Here is a 20056-nt window from a genome sequence, read left to right on the forward strand (position 1 = left end):
TGTTCCGTTTTTTTGATTAATTAGCTTGTTGAACCAAATTGATTTTTGAGAAGAAGACATCTTCCAACGTAGGTTGTACTTGCTGAAATCCTTCTCCTGGGTTTTCGTCATTTAATACGTGAATTAAAGGCTTTCCTCCTACCATTTTATTAGAGATAACTTTGTAATTGTTGGTATAATTTTCCAATTCATTACGCTGTATCATTTTTTGCCACACTTTGTTGTTCAACTCTTCAATAACCTGTTGTGGTTTTCCTTTACAAATCAGTTCACCATGATTCATGATTGCCATATTTTGACATAATTCTTTTACATCTTCTACAATATGTGTGGATAGAATGACAATGACATTTTCAGCAACATCTGCTAAAAGGTTGTGAAATCGGTTGCGTTCTCCAGGATCTAACCCTGCAGTTGGTTCATCGACAATAATGAGTTTCGGATTTCCAATTAACGCCTGCGCAATACCAACACGTTGTTTCATTCCGCCCGAAAAACTTTTTACAGCTTTGTTTCGCTTTTCGTATAAGTTTACTTTTTGCAGTAAGTAACTCACCAATTCTTTGCGTTCTTTTCGTTGCGAAACTCCTTTCAATACTGCCAAATGATCTAGTAATTGCTTTGCCGTAATTTTAGGATATACACCAAATTCTTGTGGCAAATAGCCCAATACTTTTCGAAGCTCTTTTGGGCTTTTCAGAATATCAATTTCTCCCAAATACGCAGTTCCGCTGTCCGCTTCTTGAAGTGTTGCCAACGTTCTCATTAAAGAAGATTTTCCTGCGCCGTTTGGTCCTAATAACCCAAACATCCCTGTTTCTATTTCTAAAGAAAGATTGTTTAGTGCTTTGACACCATTTGTATAGGTTTTGCTTAAATTCTGTATGGAGAGTTTCATATCGTAGTTTTTTAAATCTTATGTCAAAAGAAGAACTACAGCTATAGAATTTCAACTTTATTTAACCAACGCTATGTTTTACTACATGAAAAACGCTCTATATAATCTTAACGTTGTTTGTTGACAAAAACGAATCGTTTATGTGAAAATAGCAAGAGTTCATTAAATAAAATAGGTCATTGTAATTACTTTTGATACTTTTATCTTTATACGAATTATGGAAATAACACAACGCAAAAAAGTAATCCTCATTAATACACTAATATTGCTTTGCATCTCTATTGGTGGCGCATTGGTATTTTTTATATCTAACAAAGAAGCATTTACTTTTTATACCTTTTTGATTTACTTTTTACAAGTAGGTTCAAGTATTTTTTTGTTTCTAGCTCCGCCTGTATATTTCAAAGTATATTGGTTGATTCCTAAATATTTAGTTCCCAAAAAGTATGTTCAATATGTAGTATTCTTGATTATCTTAATTATTGTTTGGGGCTTAATCATTGGTACGTTAGAACCTTGGATTGATAAGCATTGGTTTAATGAAATTAGTGATAAAGAAACTACACCTTTGGTTGGAGTTTTTGCCATGGCGTTTATTATGCTTTTAACCACATTGCTAAACCTTTCCTATCGTTGGTTTATGCAACTTTCCAAAATAAAACAGATTGAAAACGATCGACTTCAATTAGAACTATCATTATTGCGAAATCAAATCAATCCACATTTCTTTTTCAATACATTGAATAATTTATATGCACTTTCGCTAGAAAAATCAGATCAAACTTCAGAGGTCATCTTGAAACTTTCTGAAATGATGCGCTATACTATTTACGATTGTAAAGAAGATACTGTTCCGCTTACAAGTGAAGTAACGTATTTGGAAAATTTTATTGCGTTACAAAAAATGCGACATCACAATCGTGGCGAAATTAGTTTTGAAAAAGAAATTACGAATGACAGATTGCAAGTAGCACCAATGATTCTGATTGTGTTTTTAGAAAATGCTTTTAAGCACGGTTTTGATTTGCTTGAAAAAGATGCTTTTTTAAAGATTGAATTAACTGTAAAAGAAAATTTACTTCATTTTTGTATTGAGAATAATTTTAGTGAAATTGACCAAAATAATTCAGTCGGGATAGGGCTTGAAAACGTAAAAAGAAGATTATCTTTAATTTATCCTAACACACATGAACTGAGCATTACAAATTCAGCTCCTGTATTTCGTGTGGATTTAAAATTACATTTGTAATGAATTGTATCACAGTAGATGATGAACCATTAGCACACAAAATTATAAAGAATTATTGTGACAATCTTTCGTTTTTAACTATTGAAAACGAATGTCACTCTGCTTTTGAAGCGATCAATTATTTACATGAGAATGAAGTCGATTTGATCTTTTTAGATATTAATATGCCAAAACTAAAAGGGTTGGATTTTTTACGCACACTCAAAAATCCGCCATTGGTTATTATTACGACTGCATACCAAGAATATGCCATGGAAGGTTATGAATTGAACGTGATTGATTATTTATTGAAACCATTTAGTTTTGAACGTTTTTTAAAAGCCGTACAAAAAGCCCAAGATCATAAAAAATTATTGGATTTATCAGACGCAGGAAATCCGAAACCACAACCGATTCAAACCACAACTCAAGAAAGTACGATTGAACGCATTTTTATTAAAGGAGATAAAAAAATACACCAAATACAATTAGATGATATTCTTTATTTAGAAAGTTTAGGTAGCTATGTAAAAATTCATTTAGAAACCGAAACCATTACGACATTAGATCGTTTAGCAAATTTTGAAAAGACACTTCCTGCAAATCAGTTTCTTCGGGTTCATAAATCATTTATCATTGCCATTAAAAAAATACAAACCATTGAAGGAAATCGATTAAAAATTTCTGAAACTACCATTCCAATTGGAAATGTATACAAGCATAATTTAACGAAGATTATAAAATAATTACTTCTCCTTCACATACAAACCATCAAAGACCGTTTTCCACGTTTTTTGATCGGCAGAAGTTTCCCAATGTTGACGAACAGAACCATTTTCGTTGTGTGTCCACGTGACTCTGTTTACATATTTTTGTCCTTTTGAAGATAGTACCTCATCACTCATCAAAATCATTTGGTTACCTACTCTATTTCCTTTTAAGTGTAAGTTTCCTCCTTGATTGTCTATCCAAACTTGTTCCCATTGTTTCTTTTGAGCATTGTAAAAATTATAGCTTGTTCCTGTATAATTTCCTTTGGCGCTTGTCCAGTTTTCACGAAGTACACAATTGTCTTCAATCTTTGTAATGATATTTTTTCCTGCTGGAGTGCCATCTGCATTTGTTACATTCCACGTGCCAACCCAAAAATCAAATGCTTGATGATTTTCAGTACAGCACGCACATTCTTTATCTTGAGCAGTCATAGTCATTGATAATAAAACGATACAAATAGGGAGTAGTTTTTTCATTTTTTCAGGGAATTGATTGAAGTATTCAATATAATATAAATTTCAAAATTAATCGTTAATCAATTGTTAAACAAGACACTAAAAACACTTACCAATAGGTTTTACTACTGAAGAAAAATTAAAAACTTTCACAAACCTTAACATTTTTTAATCAATTTCTAATATTCTCTTAACATACGGATGTACATTTTCGACCTATATTTGTACTGTTGTAAAAATCTAATTACAACGTTTTTTGGGTTAGTTAAAAAAATAAAATCGGGTCTCATTGCCCGATTTTTCTTTTTTATAAGTTTTTGTGGAGTTCTTTAAAATAATCGAAAGCTTTGGTAAGTCGCGAACCATACCAACTAAAATACTCTCCATCTACAAAAACGGTTTTTGCATGATGTGTAAATCGTCCCAATTCAAACGCGTGTTCCTCTTTAAATGGATACGGCTCCGAAGATAGCATGACAATATCTGGATCGCCATCCAAGCGTATTTTTTTAATTTCTACTTCTGGATATCTTCCATGCGATTCGTAGATATTTTCAAACCTGCAGAGCTTTAATAGGTAATTGATAAATGTATCTTGTCCGGCTACCATCCAAGGCTTACGCCAGATAAAATACGCGACTTTTTGCACAGGAATATCTTTTACAAATTCTTGAAAATCCTTTAAATGGAATTTAATTTTATAGTTAATTTTTGATGCTTCAGTATTGCATTTCATCATCACACCATACTGTGCAATCATTTCCATTGATTCATCAATATCTTTCACATCTGAAACATGTACAGGAAATAATTCTTCTAATTCCTCAACAATCTCTTTTGTGTTTTCTTCTTTGTTACACAGAATCAAATCGGGTTGTAATTCCTTTATTTTTTCTAGTTTAATGTTCTTCGTTCCGCCAACAATTGTTTTCGTACTTTTTAAATGATATGGATGTACACAAAACTTTGTAATTCCCACAATGCGTTCTTCCAAGCCTAAATCGTATAACAATTCAGTTTGTGAAGGCACTAACGAAATGATTCGTCTTGGAGTGCTTTCCAACGTAAACGTTCTATCTAATTGATCTTTAAATTCCATATATGAGATTCTGAATTGATACTGAATCAAGTTCAGCACATGGTTCAGAATAACGAAAGATTATTTCGTCAATATTTCTGCCATTTGCAATTGTAATTCTGATGCTTTTTTCGCTGCTGCGGAAGCAAAATCTGCTTCGTTTGAAGCGTATATAATTCCTCGAGAAGAATTGATTAACAATCCAATGTTGTCTGTCATTCCGTATTTACAAACATCTTGCAGATTTCCGCCTTGAGCGCCTACACCAGGAACTAGTAAGAAACTTTCAGGAATAATTTTACGAATATCTCCTAAAAATGAAGCTTTGGTTGCACCAACAACATACATTAAGTTTTCGCTATTTTCCCATGTTTTAGAAGTTTCTAGTACATGTTTGTACACTTCCTTATCATCAATGGTTTTCGTTTGAAAATCGAATGCACCTTTGTTTGAAGTTAGTGCCAATAAGATGGTATGCTTTCCTTTAAAAGCTAAGAAAGGTTCTACAGAATCTTTTCCCATATATGGCGCTACAGTCACCGAATCGAACGCTAAATCTTCAAAAAACGCTTTTGCATACATACTCGACGTATTTCCAATGTCACCACGTTTTGCATCGGCAATCGTAAAGATTTCTGGATGATTTGTATTTAAGTATTGAATTGTTTTTTCTAATGCTTGCCAACCTTTAATTCCGTAGGCTTCATAAAATGCTGTATTTGGTTTATACGCTACAGCTAAATGATGTGTGGCATCAATAATTGCCTTATTAAATTCAAAAATTGGATCGTCAGTCTCCAATAAGAATTTTGGAATTTTTTGTAAATCTACATCCAATCCGATACACAAAAACGATTTCTTTTTATGTATTTCTGCAATTAGTTGTGTTGTTGTCATTTTTTTGGGTGTTGGGTTGTTTTTTTGGTGTTGGGTCTTAGGTTCTGGGTGTTTGGTATTTGGTGTTGGGTTATTGAGTTTTAGTATAATTGATTAAAGCATTGATACTCTTTTGTAGTCTATGAATCTTTCCAATAATTATTTCACTATCCTGAACAGAAATATAAGAGAGTCTTTCACATATTATAATTTGTGTTTCTACTTCAAAAGAAGAACCCAAACTGATTTTTAAAAATCGAGCAAAATCTTTTTGGGAGTCTTTGGCACAACCTTCCGCTATGTTGGAAGGAATTGATACAACTGCTCTTGAAAGTTGTGAATACAAACCTAATTTTTCAGAATCAGGTAGTTTCTTTATCAATTCATAAACAAATGTTACTAGATGAATGGAATCATTCCATATATTCAATTTTCGAAAATTTCTCATATAATTTGCGTATTTGAGCATTTCGAGGGTATTATCTACATCTTATAATTTTACTTTACAAATATTCTCAACTTAAAGTCAAAGACCTAAAACCTAAGAGCCAAAACCTAAATCAGATTAAAACTCACTAGCTTCTTTCAACTTCTCTGTGTTTTCAACCAACATTAATTCATCTAATATTTTTTGAATATCTCCATTCATGATATTTGATAAATCGTATAATGTTAATCCGATTCTATGATCAGTAACACGTCCTTGTGGATAATTGTAAGTTCTAATTTTTGCACTTCTATCTCCAGAAGAAACCATACTCTTACGACGTGCAGAATCTGCTGCTAGTTTCTTTTCGAGTTCTTTATCGTATAAGCGAGAACGCAATACTTTTAGGGCTTTTTCTAAGTTTTTGTGTGATGATTTTTGATCTTGACAACTTACTACCAATCCTGACGGTCCGTGATGTAAACGAATTGCAGAATATGTTGTATTTACCGATTGTCCTCCAGGTCCAGTAGAAGTAGTTCGTTCAATACGAACATCGTTCATGTCCAATTCTACATCAAACTCTTCTGCTTCTGGCAATACCATCACCGTTGCAGCACTTGTATGTACACGACCTTGTGTCTCTGTTTGTGGTACACGTTGCACACGATGTACACCAGCTTCAAACTTCATAGTTCCGTATACATCTTCACCAGAAACTTCAAAAATCATTTCTTTAAATCCTCCAGAAGTTCCTTCACTATAGTCTACAATACTTACTTTCCAGCCACGACCTTCACAGTATTTTGTATACATACGATGTAAATCACCTGCAAAAATACTAGCTTCATCTCCACCAGTTCCGGCACGTAATTCTACTACGACATTTTTACTGTCTTCCGGATCTTTTGGAATTAATAAGAGTTTTATTTCTTCTTCTAATAGTGGTAATGCATCTTTTGCTTCATCCAACTGCATTTTCGCCATTTCTACCATCTCGGCATCACTTCCATCTGAAATGATTTCTTCGGCTTCTGCAATGTTGTCTATAAGCTCTTTATATACATCGCGCTTTTCTACTAGTGTTTTAAGATCTTTATATTCTTTATTGAGCTGTACGTATCTTTTTTGGTCAGCAATGATATCTGGTTGAATAATTAAATCATTCACCTCATCAAAACGCTGTTTTACTATTTGTAACTTTTCTAACATGTAACTTCTCTTTTCAGGTTTGCAAATTTACAATTTTTATTGATTGTTTATAGTTTTATAAGTACGTTCTAAAACATTCATGCTAATATCTTATTTTTCTTTTAATTTTCTAGCAATTAATCTTACATTAAAATTGTATATTTAATACTTAAATTAATTAACCATTTTAAATTATTACACATGAAAAAAAGAAACTTAAACTCATTGAAACTTAACAAGAGAAGTATTTCATCTTTAAAAGAAGTTGTAAAAGCAGGAATGAGAACTCCTGTTGATAGTGACTGCTCTTCATTTGGAAACGGTGAATGTGAAAACACCTTTTGTAACTGTCAAACAGACCAGCAATAAATTTATAATTTATATAAACTGCGTTATTTTCTACGGAAAGTAACGCAGTTTTTTTGTAAACATTACTATTATTACGGATTATCCATCCTAGAAACTTGCTCCTTCTTACTACTTTTATTCATTAACCACAAACTTATATATCATGAAAAAAAGAAAGGTAAATTTAAAACAATTGTCTTTAAAAAAGTCGAGAGTAGCATCGTTAGAATCTAATAGTGTAACAGGTGGATTCCAGTCATGGACAGGAACAGCAGAACCTTGTTTTACAGATTTTGTATGCGGAACAGTAATTGGGTGTGGCGTAACAAATGTTGGATGTCCACCACCAAATACTACTAATTGTCCTCCGCAAACTGGTGCTTGCCCAACAGCTGCTTGTCCACCAGCAACACTTTTATGTAATTCACATTCTGTATGTCCTCCTGGAGTATATTGCTACTAAACGTACTTTTTACATAGAATTAAAAACGAAAGCTTTCAGATTTACTGAAAGCTTTTTTTATATAATATTTTTATAATAACCTACTTTTATTACGGGCTTTCCATCAAAAAAACTTGTAGCTTCTTGTTACTTTTACGCATTAACCACAAATTTAAATACCATGAAAAAAAAGCAAATTAACTTAAAACAATTAGCATTAAAAAAATCAAGAGTAGCATCGTTAGAATCTGACAATTTAAAAGGAGGAACTAGTGGATGGACAGGTGGATTCCAGTCATGGACAGGAACAGCTGAACCATGTTTCTCTGATTTTAACTGTGGTACAGTTGGATGTGTAACTAACGGTTGCCCACCAGCAACACAAAATTGTCCAACAAATGGATGTCCACAACCTACAGTTGGATGTGGAAGTAATATTGGATGTAATTCAGATTCAGTATGTCCTCCAGGAGTTCAGTGCTACTAAGAATACGCTTTTAATAACAACAATTGGAAAGGCTTTCAAATATTTGAAAGCCTTTTTTAATAAGTTATGTTAGGTGTTTACTGTCCTTTTTTAGAATACACGCACAATATTAAATCCGAAGAAAATATCTCCATCTCCCCAATCTCCTTCTGCATAACTAAGGAATCCTGGTTCGTTGGTTGATTGTGCATTGGAAAATAGTAATTGAAATACGTGTCCTCCAGTTTCAATATCAACTCCAATAGTTAACGGGTTTTTAAATGCGGTTCCGTCTGCTCTACTAAAGTTATATGCATAATCCAAATTGATAGACATACGTTTGCTTATTTTTAAACGTCCTCCAGCACCCATTGCAAACTGATCGTGCTTTTGAGATGCTTCTAAAGTTAAGTTGTTACGTACATATGATGGCGCTAATTCTAGTGAAAAGTTATTGCTGAATCTGCGCGAAATCAATAATTGAGTTGTATAACTTAAACGATCAGAAAATGTTAAGAATGGAAAACGATCTTTTCGTACTTGTGTATTTATATTCGCCGTAGCGTATCCTACAAGATTTACAGGAAAGTTGTCCGTTTGACTTTTAAGTTTCATTTTGGTAGAGAGTGCATACGTTTGTCGTAGTGATTCTCTACTAAGTCCAAATTGCCAACCTTCAAAAAGTCCGTACACCAATTGGATTTTAGTATTTGCATTGTCAAATCCGAAAAATGTAGACAATCCGTCATCTAAAGTTCCAAATCGGTGCGATACATATAAATATAGATCACCTTTTGCTCCTACTTTTGTCGATTGTAAGTTTCCTATTTTCATGGCTTTGAATGCAGGCGATTCAAATGTTTCTGGAGTTGCTTCACCTTCCAATTCATCTAGTAAATCATCTTGTGCATGCAATCCTATGCTAAACAAACAGCATATTGCTAGTATATAATAGTGTTTCATTTATGTTATTTTTTGAGAATAATTGCTTTGTCAAGTTTCAATTCTTCTAGGATGTCATCATATCCAATAATTCTACCCTTTATATTAATTTTTTGTCCTTCTTTTAGGTTATCTGTTTTTGTACCTTCTTCCAATTGGAAATAGATACTCCCGTTTACGGTAACACCTTTTAGGTCTTTCCCAGAAATGACACCAGTTAATTCAACAACTTTGTTTCCTCCTGTTGTCCACTCATCAGCACTCTCTTCTATTTTAGTTAAAAATTCTTGTGAGTTTCCTTTAAAAGCAACTTCCATATCTTCAATGGATTGATGCGATTGATAGAGATAAAAATATCCTCCAACACCAACTGCGACTATTGCTACTAAGAAAATGAGTAGCCTTTTTTTATTTTTTTTCGATAAGCTCATAATTCATGGTGATGTTAATTTCTTTTGCGATTTTTTCTCGTACGATACTTGGAATTTCAATTCCAAATTCTTGTGGTTTTACAGAAAGCGCCGATGTTACTATTATTTTATCTCCGTTTTTAGATATGTTGGCTGTTGTTGAAACGTTTTTAGTTTCTCCTCTTACTGTTAAGGTTCCTGACAATTTGTATTCTTTGGCTGTACTAGATAAGTCAGACATATTGAAACCTTCTAATTTCCCTTTGAATGTAGCTTTTGGAAACTTATCAGAATCCATGTAGTTTTCATTAAAATGTTCTTCCATCAATGCCACTTTAAAGTGAAATGATTTGATGAATAACAACGCTGCAAATTCACCAGAATCTACTTTTAAAACTGCTGTTGTACTATTACTTTTTGCTTCTACAGGCTCAAATGCTGCTACAGAAGCTTTAAAATCTGTTTTACCTGTTTTGGTGTAATACTTTTGTGCCGCCACAGTCCCAACTGCAAGAAACATGCACATGTATAGTAATTTTTTCATATTGTTTATGGTATTGTTTTATTAGGTGTTGTTTTAATTTTCTAAATATCCATCAGTTGCCCACTGATCAAGGATTTGGCGCGTTGCGGGCGGCAATTGTCCTCCTGGAGGCATTGGATTTGAACCGTTGTTGACACGATTTAGTAAATTTCCTTGTTCTGCAGCAGCTCTTACATTGGCATATCCAGTAAGTTGTAATCCTGCATTTGCATTAGGTCCGCTATGGCAACCTACACAATTTGCAGTAATAATAGCTTCTACGTCATCATCATAGGTAACTTTTTCAACTATTGGAGGTAAGTCTTCAATGTCACCTTCGTCAATAGTGTTTGTTGTACAGTTGTAAAGTGTAACAACAACTAACGACAGCGTTAATAATGTTAATTTTCGATACATTTTTTTTTAATTTAGTTCTTATTAAAGTTTATTATGGTATTTCTAAATATAACGTCTTTATCTTATTTCTTAATAAACTAATAGTTATGAAATTTAACTTATTAGATCCATTTATACAATAATAACAAATCATTTAGAAGTTATTATAAATAAACCACAGTTTTCTATATAAATACTAAACAAATCGTGTGAAACGGAAATTTAAGCCTTAAAAAGGAACTCATTTTCTTTTTTCAATCACACTGTATGTATTGTATTTACTATACATTTCTTCTAAACTTGGTTTATAGATCAAAAGTAATTCCGTTTTAATTGTTTTGCTGTAACGATACCGTATTTTACTAGTAATTTTCCGACATATTGACGTATTTTTGATAGTGAAGTCTTTCTAATAATTCATCTTATTAAAAAATTACTTCGAACTAAATACTTCTGTTGGACGCATTCCGAATTCTTTTTTGAAGCATTTGGAAAAGTATGATGGACTCGAAAACCCAAATTTAAATGCAATCTCCGCAACCGTATCATTGTTTGCTAATAAAGCTGTTCTTGCTTTGTTTAATCGGATGAATAAAATTAGCTGACTTGGTGATTTACTCGTCGTTTCTTTAATTCGTCGCTGTAATTTACGTTCGCTTACGCCAGTTTCTCTTGTTAACATTTCTACTCCGAATGAATTGTTATCTAAATGTTCGTCAATAATTTTAAGAACATCTTCTAAAAAAGAATCGTATTTAGAAAAACCGTACGGATAGGATATTTTTTCCTCGGTATTCGATTTGTCTGTGATACTGTATAGTTTACATATTTCGTGTGTTTTGTATGTTAAAATTGAAGTGTCTTTTGAAAAATTGAACGCTACTCCCGAGAGCAAATGCTTGATGGTTTGCGTTGCTAATATTTTATTAGGTTTGATGAGTGACAAAATCGATGCAATCATATAATTGTCTCTATCATTTAGAACTCCATCATAATTTTGAGTACTTTCTTTCATATAAATACCTGCCGAAAATGGTATTTCTTTCACCTTAAAATCATTGAGCATACTAATTCCTGTACTTATAGCCTTACTCGGCACTTCAAAAGCTGCCATGAAAAACTTTTTGTCTTTACTCATAATTTTACCGCCGTTTTGCGCGATACAATCTTCTAGAATTTGTGAGTCTATACAAAAGTTAGAAGCGGTTATTATTTGTCCAAATAAAATAGTAGATAGTCTCTTTTTGTAACAACCGTCACAAGGTGGAAGTTTTTGAATGAATGTTTTCATTTCATCTAAAACTTCTTTGGTATTTCCTGCCCAAAAAAGATGATCATCTCCATCAAACTCTACAAATTTTGAACCTTTGATGCGTTCTGCTATGAATTTACCTTCTTCAATTTTTACATCAATATCATTGGTACGCTGCATCAATAAAGTAGGAACTTTTATGTATCCTAGAATATCAATGATGTTTACCTGCGTATTCATTTTGGTGAGTTTTAATGCTGCTCTTGGACTAGCACCAGAACGAAAATAGCTAGCCAACCAACTCATAAATTGTGCATCATTGGCTTTGGATGGCACTAAACTTTCTAGGTTCATTTCGCCACTTCCCCAATCATTTTCAATCATATCATACACCTTTTGCCGTTCTTCATCCGTTGGTGCCCACGGATAATCTTCTGAGTACCTACGTTTTGCAAAAATCCCAAAACTTATCAATGCAATTACTCGATTTGGATAAGTTGCGCTAAATAAAGCCGAAACACTTCCACCTTCCGAATGTCCAAAGAGAATGGCTTTCTTAGAGTTCGTGGCATCCATGACGGCTTTGATGTCTTCCATGCGTTCTTCTAACGTGGAAAGTTCTACAATACGATCCGACAGTCCTGTTCCTCTTTTATCAAAGAGAATGACTCTCACAATTTTTCCTAGTTCTTGAAAAAAATCTACCAACTCTGGGCACGCCCACATCCAATCAATATTTGAAACCCATCCAGGAATGTATACAAAATCAATTGGTCCTGAACCAAAAACCTGATAGGCAATGTTTAAGTTTCCACTTTTTGTATATTGTATTTTTGGAATCATTTTGTATTCTTTTGGTAATCTTTAATTTTCAAAAAATCATAGTACATGGTCGTTCTGACCTTGACGATTGTATTGTATGTATTTTCTTTTTATGAACGAATTCATTTTGACTTCAATTGAAAAACATTTTAGAATTTACGTAAAATATTTTTATGTCGTTCTATACTATTAGACAGTAAAACTTTTACCAAAATAATAATTGAGGGACAATTTATTAGTAAAAGTAGTACATAAATAAGATTATATCATTTTGATAAATTATAGTTTTACTGCCTGATTTAGTTTTATTGCCTTAGTAATTTTATGGTTTTGCTTGCATTTTCAGTATATAATCGCATCATATACATTCCGCTTTCCAATTGGTTGACATGTATTTTTTCTAAATTGTTTTTTTCTGATAGTACTAGTTGTCCATTCATGTTATAAATTTCTATTTTTTGTATTGAAGTTCCACTGCTTTGAATGTTTACTATATCTGATGTAGGATTTGGGTATATTGAAAGATTTTCTAGCTGAGTTTCATCTACAGAAAGTGTAGAAAAGTCAAACGTTGGTGTTCCAGACAATCCAGAAGCATTAGGGTCTACAACATTGGTAAATGCAGCCGATCCATCATCAACCATATCTGCTTGCATAAAACTTTTTAATGGTGTTACCGCCGTTGCTAATGCAGAATCGTTCGCTAATACTTCTAGAATTCCACTTGTTGGCGAACCATTTATTTGAATCGTGACAATTGGTGTTATCGTTCCGCTTGAAGGTGCTGGTAATGAAGAAGGACTTCCTAAAGTTTCTGTGATTAAATAACCATCAATAGTAGGTTGCGCAACATTATTTCCATCAAAAAATGTTGCTCCTGCTGCATTTCCAAGTGAAGACGTAATAGTTGCTGTAACTCCGTCAGGTACAATTATCGTAAATCCATAACTCTGAACCGAAGTTGCAAAATTTGATGAGCTCGCATTAGGTACTGCTGCAATGGAAAAACTGTAACTTCCATTGTTAATTAGTGTATATGTATAGCCATCTTGCGCAAACATATTAGTTGTAAATAGGCAATAGAGTGCCATACATAAATTGGTAAAAGTAATTTTGTTCATAATATTCATATTTAGTTTTCTGGTAATTGTGCTGGTATTTGAAATGTGCTAAAATTTAAGAAGTTGCCTGGATGTGTTAGTACGTTTTGCAGGATGAAAGGCGCATCTGGTGAAACACCTTCGTATTGAACGTTTCCATCCAAATTCAAATCGTTTACATCATATCCGTTCACCACAAAGGTTGAAAAATTCAGAAAGTTCCCTGGATCATTGAGCACTAACGATAAGATTGCTGGCGCATCAGGATCGGTTCCTGAATATTGTACAATGCTGTCACCGTTTACGTTTCCTGTCCACATGCCTACTGTATCAACTGGCATTCCTGCGTCCGTTTGTGCATTGCTTCCAAAGGTTATTTGATTGGTTGCATCTGTAAAATCGACAGTATTGCGAGTTCCTGTTAATGACAATGCATTTGCAGTCATGATACTTAAGTGATTTCTATGCTTTATGGCTACAAAGTAGTTGCCAAGTGGCGAACTAAATTGTAATAAACCTGTTCCGTTTGTATCAACGATATCACCATCGCGTTGTAGTAATGCTGATTTTCCTTCTACAACAGTTGTATTGTTTGTAGCGTCGCGTAGTTCTACAAAAATCCAATCTACAATGGCATCTTCTCCTGTTGCAGTAAACACTGAAACATCAACCGTTGTACCATCACCATAAGGCGATGTTGTTGGAATGAGATTAGCAACTCGCAAGTCGTCTCTCATTAAGGTTTCTTCACCTGCATTTGGGTTTAAACTTGCGCCTTGTAGGTATACTTTTGATTCTACAACCAATGTTCCTTGTTCTATAATCGATTTAAAACCTGTCCAATTGGCATCAATGTATGCTTGTCTAGTTCCTTGCGGGATAAATAAATCGATATCGCTTCGTGGATTAATAGTACCATTATTTATTGTTGGTGGATTTACACTTTCTGCAATAACTTCAGTTAATCCATTACTAAAAAAAGCTTCTCCGCCAATAGAAGTTACATTCGCAGGAATAGTTACATTTCTTAATGAGCTATTGTCTCTAAATGCACGAAACGCTAGTGTAGTAAGCGTACTTGGTAAAGTAATTGTTTGTATATTTTGATTTCTAAAAGCTGTATTTCCTATAGTAGTGATGGTAAAATCAACTCCGTTCTTGCTTATTAATTCGGGAAATATAAAATCGCCATTAGGCACTGTTCCGTTTTTTCCAACTGCGGATAGTGTATTTGGCGCTAAGGTTAAAATTTCATATCGAATTGCGTTCACCGTAAATGTATTTCCAACGGCAAGCCCATTTCCATTGATGGTAAAAAATCCAGTCCAACCTGCATTTTCATAATCAGTTTCATTAGCAGGAGGAATTGTTAGCGCTATGTTTTCACGCTCACCAAAAGAAGTTGCATCAATAGTTGCTGGTGTTGTTCCTAAAGCTTCTACCTGACCTAACGTAGCTGTAGAGAATGCATTGGCACCAATAGTAGTAATATTTGCAGGTAGAATTACAGTCGTAATGTTTGTGTTTTGAAAAGCAGTATTTCCAATAGTTTGAATGTTATCTCCTAAAGTTATCGCGGTAATGTCCGTATTTTGAAAAGCAGCATTTTCTATGTCTGTAACGTTAAAACTTGTACCGCTAATCGATTCTGTAATTGTTGTTGGAATAACAATATTTTGCGCAGTTGTGACTCTGTTAAGCACTTTTACTGTATTTGGATTTAAGGTTGTTACTTGATATCGCAAATCGTCTTCTATAAATTGTGCACCAACTTGAAATTCGCCATTTACACTTCCAAAACCCGTCCAACCAGCTGCAATATAATCGTCAATTACGGATTGTTGATCTGGAATGATGAATACATTTATAGTACCGCGTGAGCTAAAACTAGACGAAGTAATAATTGCCGGTGTCGCGCTATCGGCAGTAATTGTATTTAATGGATTTCCTGAAAAAGCTTCAGCCTCAATGCTTGTGATGTTTGCAGGAATAGTAATATTTGTCAATTGATTATTTCTAAATGTATTGGATCCTATTGAAGAAATAGTGCTAGGAATTGTAACGCTTGTCAATTGATTATCTCTAAAAGAGAAACCTTCTAATGTTGTTAAACCGTTTGGTAAGTTTATAGTTGCAAGTTGATTATTTCGAAATGCATCATTTCTAATCGTCTCTAAATTATTGGGAAACGTAACACTTGTTAAGACATTGTTTCGAAATGTTTGTGATTTAATAACTGTTATACCATTAGGTATTACAACATTTGTGAGTTGATTTTCTCTAAAGGCACCTTCGCCTATGTTGGTTATACTATTGGGTAACGTAAGACTTGTTATTTGGTTTCCACGAAAAGCATCAATATCAATGGTTTCTACAGTAGTAGGGAATATTACATTTGTAAGTATATTATCGCGAAATGCATCTCTTCCAATCGTAATAACTCCGGTTGGAATTGCCAAACTACTTATTTGATTATTTCGAAACGCGTCACGGTCAATGAGATCAAGAGAGTTTGGTAGTGAAAGACTGGATATAACGTTATTTATAAAAGCGCCTTGCCCAATAGTCACTGTACCAAATGGGATAGTCACGTTGGTTAATTGGTTGCCTCTAAAAGCACTTTTTTGAATCGTTTCTGGTCCAGATGTGAATGTAACTTGCGTTAAATCATTATTTAAAAATGCTTCTTCACCAATTATAGTAACCGATGCTGGTATTATGATAGAAGTTAAATTATTAGCTTCAAAAGACTCATTGCCAATCACTTCTAAATTTACAGGTAACGTAACACTGTTAAGCGTTTTGCTTCTAAAAGCACGAAATCCAATAGCTGATACTGTAAATGAAACTCCATTCTTAGTCGTTGTAGAAGGCAATACTAAATCGACAATTCCTGTTCCGCCACCTATTAATTCAACTGTATTTGGGTTTACTCCATTAGTTCTGAAGTTAAAACTACCTACCGAAAAATCGGCTCCAATAGTTGGTGTTCCATTGATAGAAAAGAAACCTGTCCAACCGCCAGTTACATACGATGCTTCCGAACCACTTGGAACCGTTAGACTGATATTTCCACGATTTACTATACTATTTGTTTCAATAGTTGGCGCAGCAACAGCTTCTGAAATAACTTCCGTTAATGGATTGAGGTTAAATGCCTGATCAGCAATGGTCATTACTGCTGCTGGAAGTGTAATTGTAGTAAGGTTATTGATCTCAAATACTTCAAATCCTATAGTTTCTATAGTTGAAGGCAATACAACACTATTGATTCCTCTGTTTCTAAAAGCACGATTTGTAATAGCGTTTACTGTAAATGAAACTCCATTTTTAGTCGTTGTTGACGGCAATACTAAATCCGTGATTCCGCTTCCGCCACCTCGTAACTCTACAGTATTTGGATTAACACCATTAATTCTATAATTGAATCCATCCGCAGAAAAGTCAGATCCTATAAAAGGTGTTCCATTGATAGAAAAGAAACCTGTCCAACCACCAGTTACATACAATGCTTCTGAACCACTTGGAACCGTTAGACTGATATTTCCTCGATTTATTATACTATTTGTTTCTATGGTTGGTGCGGCAACTGCTTGCGAAATAACTTCTGTTAATGGATTGAGGTTAAATGCTTCATTACCAATAGTAATTAGAGATGCAGGAAGTGTGACTGTTGTTAAATTATTAATTTCGAAAGCATCATTTTTAATCACTTCTATCGTATTGGAAAATACGACACTGTTGACTCCTGCATTTCTAAAAGCATTACTCCCAACAGCCGTAACCGTATACGTATCAGTAAATTGTGATTCTACTACCGTTTCTGGAATTACGATATCTACAATTCCATTTAAACGATTAGCTACTTCAACTTCTAGTGGATTTTGCGAAGTAACTCTATAACGCAGATCACCTACATTAAAAGTTCCGCCAACTGGAATAGCTCCATTAATTGTGTTGAAACCTGTCCAACCACCACTTATATACGTATCTTCTAATCCGTTTGGAACTATTAAATCTACATTAGCACGTGTTCCAAAAGAACTATTACCAATACTTGCAGGTATTGTTCCTTCTGCAATGACTTCATTTAACCCACCGCCAAAAAAAGCTTCACCTCCAATGGAAGTCACACTTGCCGGAAGCGTAATGCTCGTCAACCCGCCATTGTCTCTAAACGCTCGAAATTTAATCGTTGTAATGGTATTTGGTAAAACGACATTACTTGCACTATTTCTATAAGCAGAACTACCAATAGTTGTTACAGTATATGTAATTCCATTATCGGTTACTGTGCTTCGAAATGTAAGCGGACTGCTACCATCGGTTCCACCTGTAACCTCAACTTCGTTTGGATTGGTGGAAATAACATTGTAGTTAAATCCGTCTACAGTAAAAGTTTGTGAAAAGCATGTAGCAGTAACACAAAGTAATACTATGGTTATGATTATTTTTTTCATGATATTTAGTTTTCTGATAACTGTTCTTATTTGTATGATTGAAAGTTCAATTAGAAGCTACTTATTTAGTTCTTTTTTGTTCTGATTTTACAATTCGAAAACAAAGAAATACGGATATCAAAGTAGATGCAAATCCTAGACGGTATCAAAAAGGTATCAACGCTATATTTTATTGATTTTCAATTAATTAAACTCAATATTATTCAGTTAAAAAGAAAAAAAACTTGTGTTTTACTATTGTTTCAAAGACGTTTTAATAGTATTCTTTAGGAATTTGATTTTGTAGTGTTTTTGCTTTCAATAAAAGCAATAATATCGTCGTTAGATTCTAAGTTTAATTTCTTACGAATACGATATCTTGACGATTTTATAGAAGGTAATGTTGTGTTGAGTAATTTACTTATTTCTGTAGAACTCAATCCTAATTTCATCATGCAAAGCAACTCTTTTTCTCGCGGTTTTAGTTCTGAAAACTCCGTATCCAATAGTACTTTAAAGTCAATACCTACCTCATCTAAGTAATTTTGCAAACTTGAAGTAGAGCTTTTTGCTGTTTTTTCTGAAAGTAATGAAGCTGATAATGATTTAAGAGCAAGTTGTCTTTCTTGTTCATTTTCGAACGTGATGATTTGTTTGATATCATCCAACGTGTTATTCAATACTTCTTCCGTGATAGAATTTTCAATTACCACTTTTTTAAGTTCTTTTTCTCTATTTGCTAAGGCTAGATCTGTTTTTAATTTTTCAACTTCTTTGAGTTCTAGTTTGTTTTGGGCTAATTGTAAACGTTGCTTGTTATTTTTTCTAATTAAATAAATTAAAATAAAAGCTGCCAATGCAGTAATAAATAGCAATATAAAATAGAGTGTTTTTTTAGATTTTTCACTTTTGAGTTCAATCGCTGCAATTTCTTTTTCTTTTTCAAACTTGTAGTTTAGTTCTAGTTCTGTGAAACGTTTTGCTTCTGCTAAATCATTGATAGAATCATAGTAAATTTTATACAATTCAAAATCTTTAATTGCAGCTTTGTAATCTTTGAAGTATGAATTAATATTACGCCGTGATGCATATTGAGATACCAAAAAATCTTTATTCCCTATAATTTTCGAATATGCAATAGCGCTATCTAGTGCTTGTAATGATTTCTCTTTTTGATTCAAAAAAGCATAGACACTACCAAGACTTTGATAACAACTACTTAAACCTAGATACTTTTTAAGTTTTTTATGAGGCGTAATCAAACCTTCGTAGGTTATTTTAGCTTTTTCAAAATCTCTATCATACAGAAAGAACGCTGCTAAGTTCGCGTCTGCATTTATCTTAGTTTCCAAAGAATTGTCATACGTTTTTGCCAATTTCGTATAATATGGCATCGAATCTCTTTTTTTAGCATCGTAAAAGAATGATACACCTAAATAAATGTACGATTGTGAAACTCCAACTGAATCATTTATTTTTTTGCGAATATCAATCGACTTTTTTAAATATTTTCTTCCAGTGATTGTATCTCTATTTTTTACAGATAATGAACCTCTAATTCGATACGATTTCCCTAAGCTTAAAGAGTCATTGATTTTACTAGAAATGTCAATAGATTTTTGCAAATTCTCCAGAGATGCTACGATATTATCTTGCAACTCATCACATATAGCAAGCGTTTGAAAAAGTTTTGCCTTTTGTTTTTGAGAGTGTACACTTTCATTCTTATACGCATCAATGATCTTTTGAGCACTCAAAGCAATCTGACGTGCTTCATTAACATCAAATGCACTTGTATGATTTGCCAATTTTAACAACAATGACACCTTTACAGCATCTGTAGCTGCCTCTTTTATCTGTGTTTTAATTGCATCTGATATACTATCCTTAACCTGCGCAGTACTAGATAAGGAACACAAAAGAAACAGAATTGCTGTGATTATAGTTTTCATTCTTTATAATTAGCACGCTTTAAATCTATAAAACACC

Annotated in this window: 19 protein-coding genes; 5 read left to right on the forward strand and 14 right to left on the reverse strand. The window is 33.4% G+C overall.

The window, feature by feature from the left end; translation table 11 throughout:
* Positions 1-16: 16 nt before the first annotated feature.
* Positions 17-898, reverse strand: coding sequence for an ABC transporter ATP-binding protein (locus ACRBBL_RS13755; RefSeq protein ID WP_431369642.1), 882 nt, complete (start codon positions 896-898; stop codon positions 17-19).
* 217 nt (positions 899-1115) lie between these two features.
* Here ACRBBL_RS13755 and ACRBBL_RS13760 point away from each other — a divergent pair, with 217 nt between their 5' ends.
* Both ACRBBL_RS13760 and ACRBBL_RS13765 read left to right on the forward strand, forming a co-directional pair.
* The gene (locus ACRBBL_RS13760; protein WP_431369643.1) at positions 1116-2147 is read left to right on the forward strand and encodes a sensor histidine kinase; all 1032 of its coding nucleotides are present in this window, start codon (positions 1116-1118) and stop codon (positions 2145-2147) included.
* Positions 2147-2872, forward strand: coding sequence for a LytR/AlgR family response regulator transcription factor (locus ACRBBL_RS13765; protein WP_431369644.1), 726 nt, complete (start codon positions 2147-2149; stop codon positions 2870-2872). Before ACRBBL_RS13760 ends, ACRBBL_RS13765 begins: the two co-directional genes overlap by 1 nt.
* Here ACRBBL_RS13765 and ACRBBL_RS13770 read toward each other — a convergent pair whose 3' ends face one another.
* The 5 genes from ACRBBL_RS13770 to prfA form a co-directional block, all read right to left on the reverse strand.
* Positions 2873-3376 (reverse strand): hypothetical protein, encoded by a 504-nt coding sequence (locus ACRBBL_RS13770; RefSeq protein WP_431369645.1) that lies wholly within the window; start codon positions 3374-3376, stop codon positions 2873-2875.
* Positions 3377-3662: 286 nt separating this feature from the next.
* Entirely contained in the window at positions 3663-4454 is a 792-nt protein-coding gene (locus ACRBBL_RS13775; protein WP_431369646.1) for an ABC transporter substrate-binding protein, read from the reverse strand.
* A gap of 60 nt (positions 4455-4514) precedes the next feature.
* The gene (gene pyrF, locus ACRBBL_RS13780; RefSeq protein WP_431369647.1) at positions 4515-5330 is read right to left on the reverse strand and encodes an orotidine-5'-phosphate decarboxylase; all 816 of its coding nucleotides are present in this window, start codon (positions 5328-5330) and stop codon (positions 4515-4517) included.
* Between the two features lie 70 nt (positions 5331-5400).
* The gene (locus ACRBBL_RS13785) at positions 5401-5757 is read right to left on the reverse strand and encodes a four helix bundle protein (RefSeq protein ID WP_431369648.1); all 357 of its coding nucleotides are present in this window, start codon (positions 5755-5757) and stop codon (positions 5401-5403) included.
* Between the two features lie 117 nt (positions 5758-5874).
* Positions 5875-6948, reverse strand: coding sequence for a peptide chain release factor 1 (prfA, locus tag ACRBBL_RS13790; protein ID WP_431369649.1), 1074 nt, complete (start codon positions 6946-6948; stop codon positions 5875-5877).
* 180 nt (positions 6949-7128) lie between these two features.
* Between prfA and ACRBBL_RS13795 the strand changes: the two genes are divergently transcribed.
* The 3 genes from ACRBBL_RS13795 to ACRBBL_RS13805 all read left to right on the forward strand — a co-directional run bounded on the left by ACRBBL_RS13795 (position 7129) and on the right by ACRBBL_RS13805 (position 8204).
* On the forward strand, positions 7129-7296 hold the full coding sequence (locus tag ACRBBL_RS13795) for a hypothetical protein (protein WP_431369650.1): 168 nt from the start codon (positions 7129-7131) through the stop codon (positions 7294-7296).
* 142 nt (positions 7297-7438) lie between these two features.
* The gene (locus tag ACRBBL_RS13800) at positions 7439-7738 is read left to right on the forward strand and encodes a hypothetical protein (RefSeq protein WP_431369651.1); all 300 of its coding nucleotides are present in this window, start codon (positions 7439-7441) and stop codon (positions 7736-7738) included.
* A 160-nt stretch (positions 7739-7898) separates the two neighbouring features.
* Positions 7899-8204 carry a hypothetical protein gene (locus tag ACRBBL_RS13805; RefSeq protein ID WP_431369652.1) on the forward strand — a complete coding sequence of 102 codons (306 nt, stop codon included), beginning with the start codon at positions 7899-7901 and terminating at the stop codon, positions 8202-8204.
* A 90-nt stretch (positions 8205-8294) separates the two neighbouring features.
* On the opposite strand, the gene ACRBBL_RS13810 is transcribed toward ACRBBL_RS13805, so the two are convergent.
* The 8 genes from ACRBBL_RS13810 to ACRBBL_RS13845 form a co-directional block, all read right to left on the reverse strand.
* Positions 8295-9146: a DUF5777 family beta-barrel protein gene (locus tag ACRBBL_RS13810; RefSeq protein ID WP_431369653.1), complete on the reverse strand. Its 852-nt coding sequence runs from the start codon at positions 9144-9146 to the stop codon at positions 8295-8297.
* 5 nt (positions 9147-9151) lie between these two features.
* Complete coding sequence (locus ACRBBL_RS13815) at positions 9152-9556, reverse strand: hypothetical protein (RefSeq protein ID WP_431369654.1); 405 nt, start codon at positions 9554-9556, stop codon at positions 9152-9154.
* The gene (locus ACRBBL_RS13820; RefSeq protein ID WP_431369655.1) at positions 9534-10079 is read right to left on the reverse strand and encodes a YceI family protein; all 546 of its coding nucleotides are present in this window, start codon (positions 10077-10079) and stop codon (positions 9534-9536) included. The genes ACRBBL_RS13815 and ACRBBL_RS13820 overlap by 23 nt, the downstream gene beginning before the upstream one ends.
* Positions 10080-10112: 33 nt before the next feature.
* Entirely contained in the window at positions 10113-10475 is a 363-nt protein-coding gene (locus tag ACRBBL_RS13825; RefSeq protein ID WP_431369656.1) for a c-type cytochrome, read from the reverse strand.
* A gap of 412 nt (positions 10476-10887) precedes the next feature.
* Entirely contained in the window at positions 10888-12549 is a 1662-nt protein-coding gene (locus ACRBBL_RS13830) for an alpha/beta fold hydrolase (RefSeq protein WP_431369657.1), read from the reverse strand.
* Between the two features lie 284 nt (positions 12550-12833).
* Entirely contained in the window at positions 12834-13649 is an 816-nt protein-coding gene (locus ACRBBL_RS13835; protein ID WP_431369658.1) for a T9SS type A sorting domain-containing protein, read from the reverse strand.
* A gap of 11 nt (positions 13650-13660) precedes the next feature.
* The gene (locus tag ACRBBL_RS13840) at positions 13661-18088 is read right to left on the reverse strand and encodes a leucine-rich repeat protein (RefSeq protein WP_431369659.1); all 4428 of its coding nucleotides are present in this window, start codon (positions 18086-18088) and stop codon (positions 13661-13663) included.
* Positions 18089-18354: 266 nt separating this feature from the next.
* On the reverse strand, positions 18355-20019 hold the full coding sequence (locus ACRBBL_RS13845) for a helix-turn-helix transcriptional regulator (RefSeq protein WP_431369660.1): 1665 nt from the start codon (positions 20017-20019) through the stop codon (positions 18355-18357).
* Between the last annotated feature and the right edge of the window lie 37 nt (positions 20020-20056).

The sequence above is a fragment of the Kordia sp. genome, assembly GCF_050633145.1.
Taxonomy (GTDB): domain Bacteria; phylum Bacteroidota; class Bacteroidia; order Flavobacteriales; family Flavobacteriaceae; genus Kordia.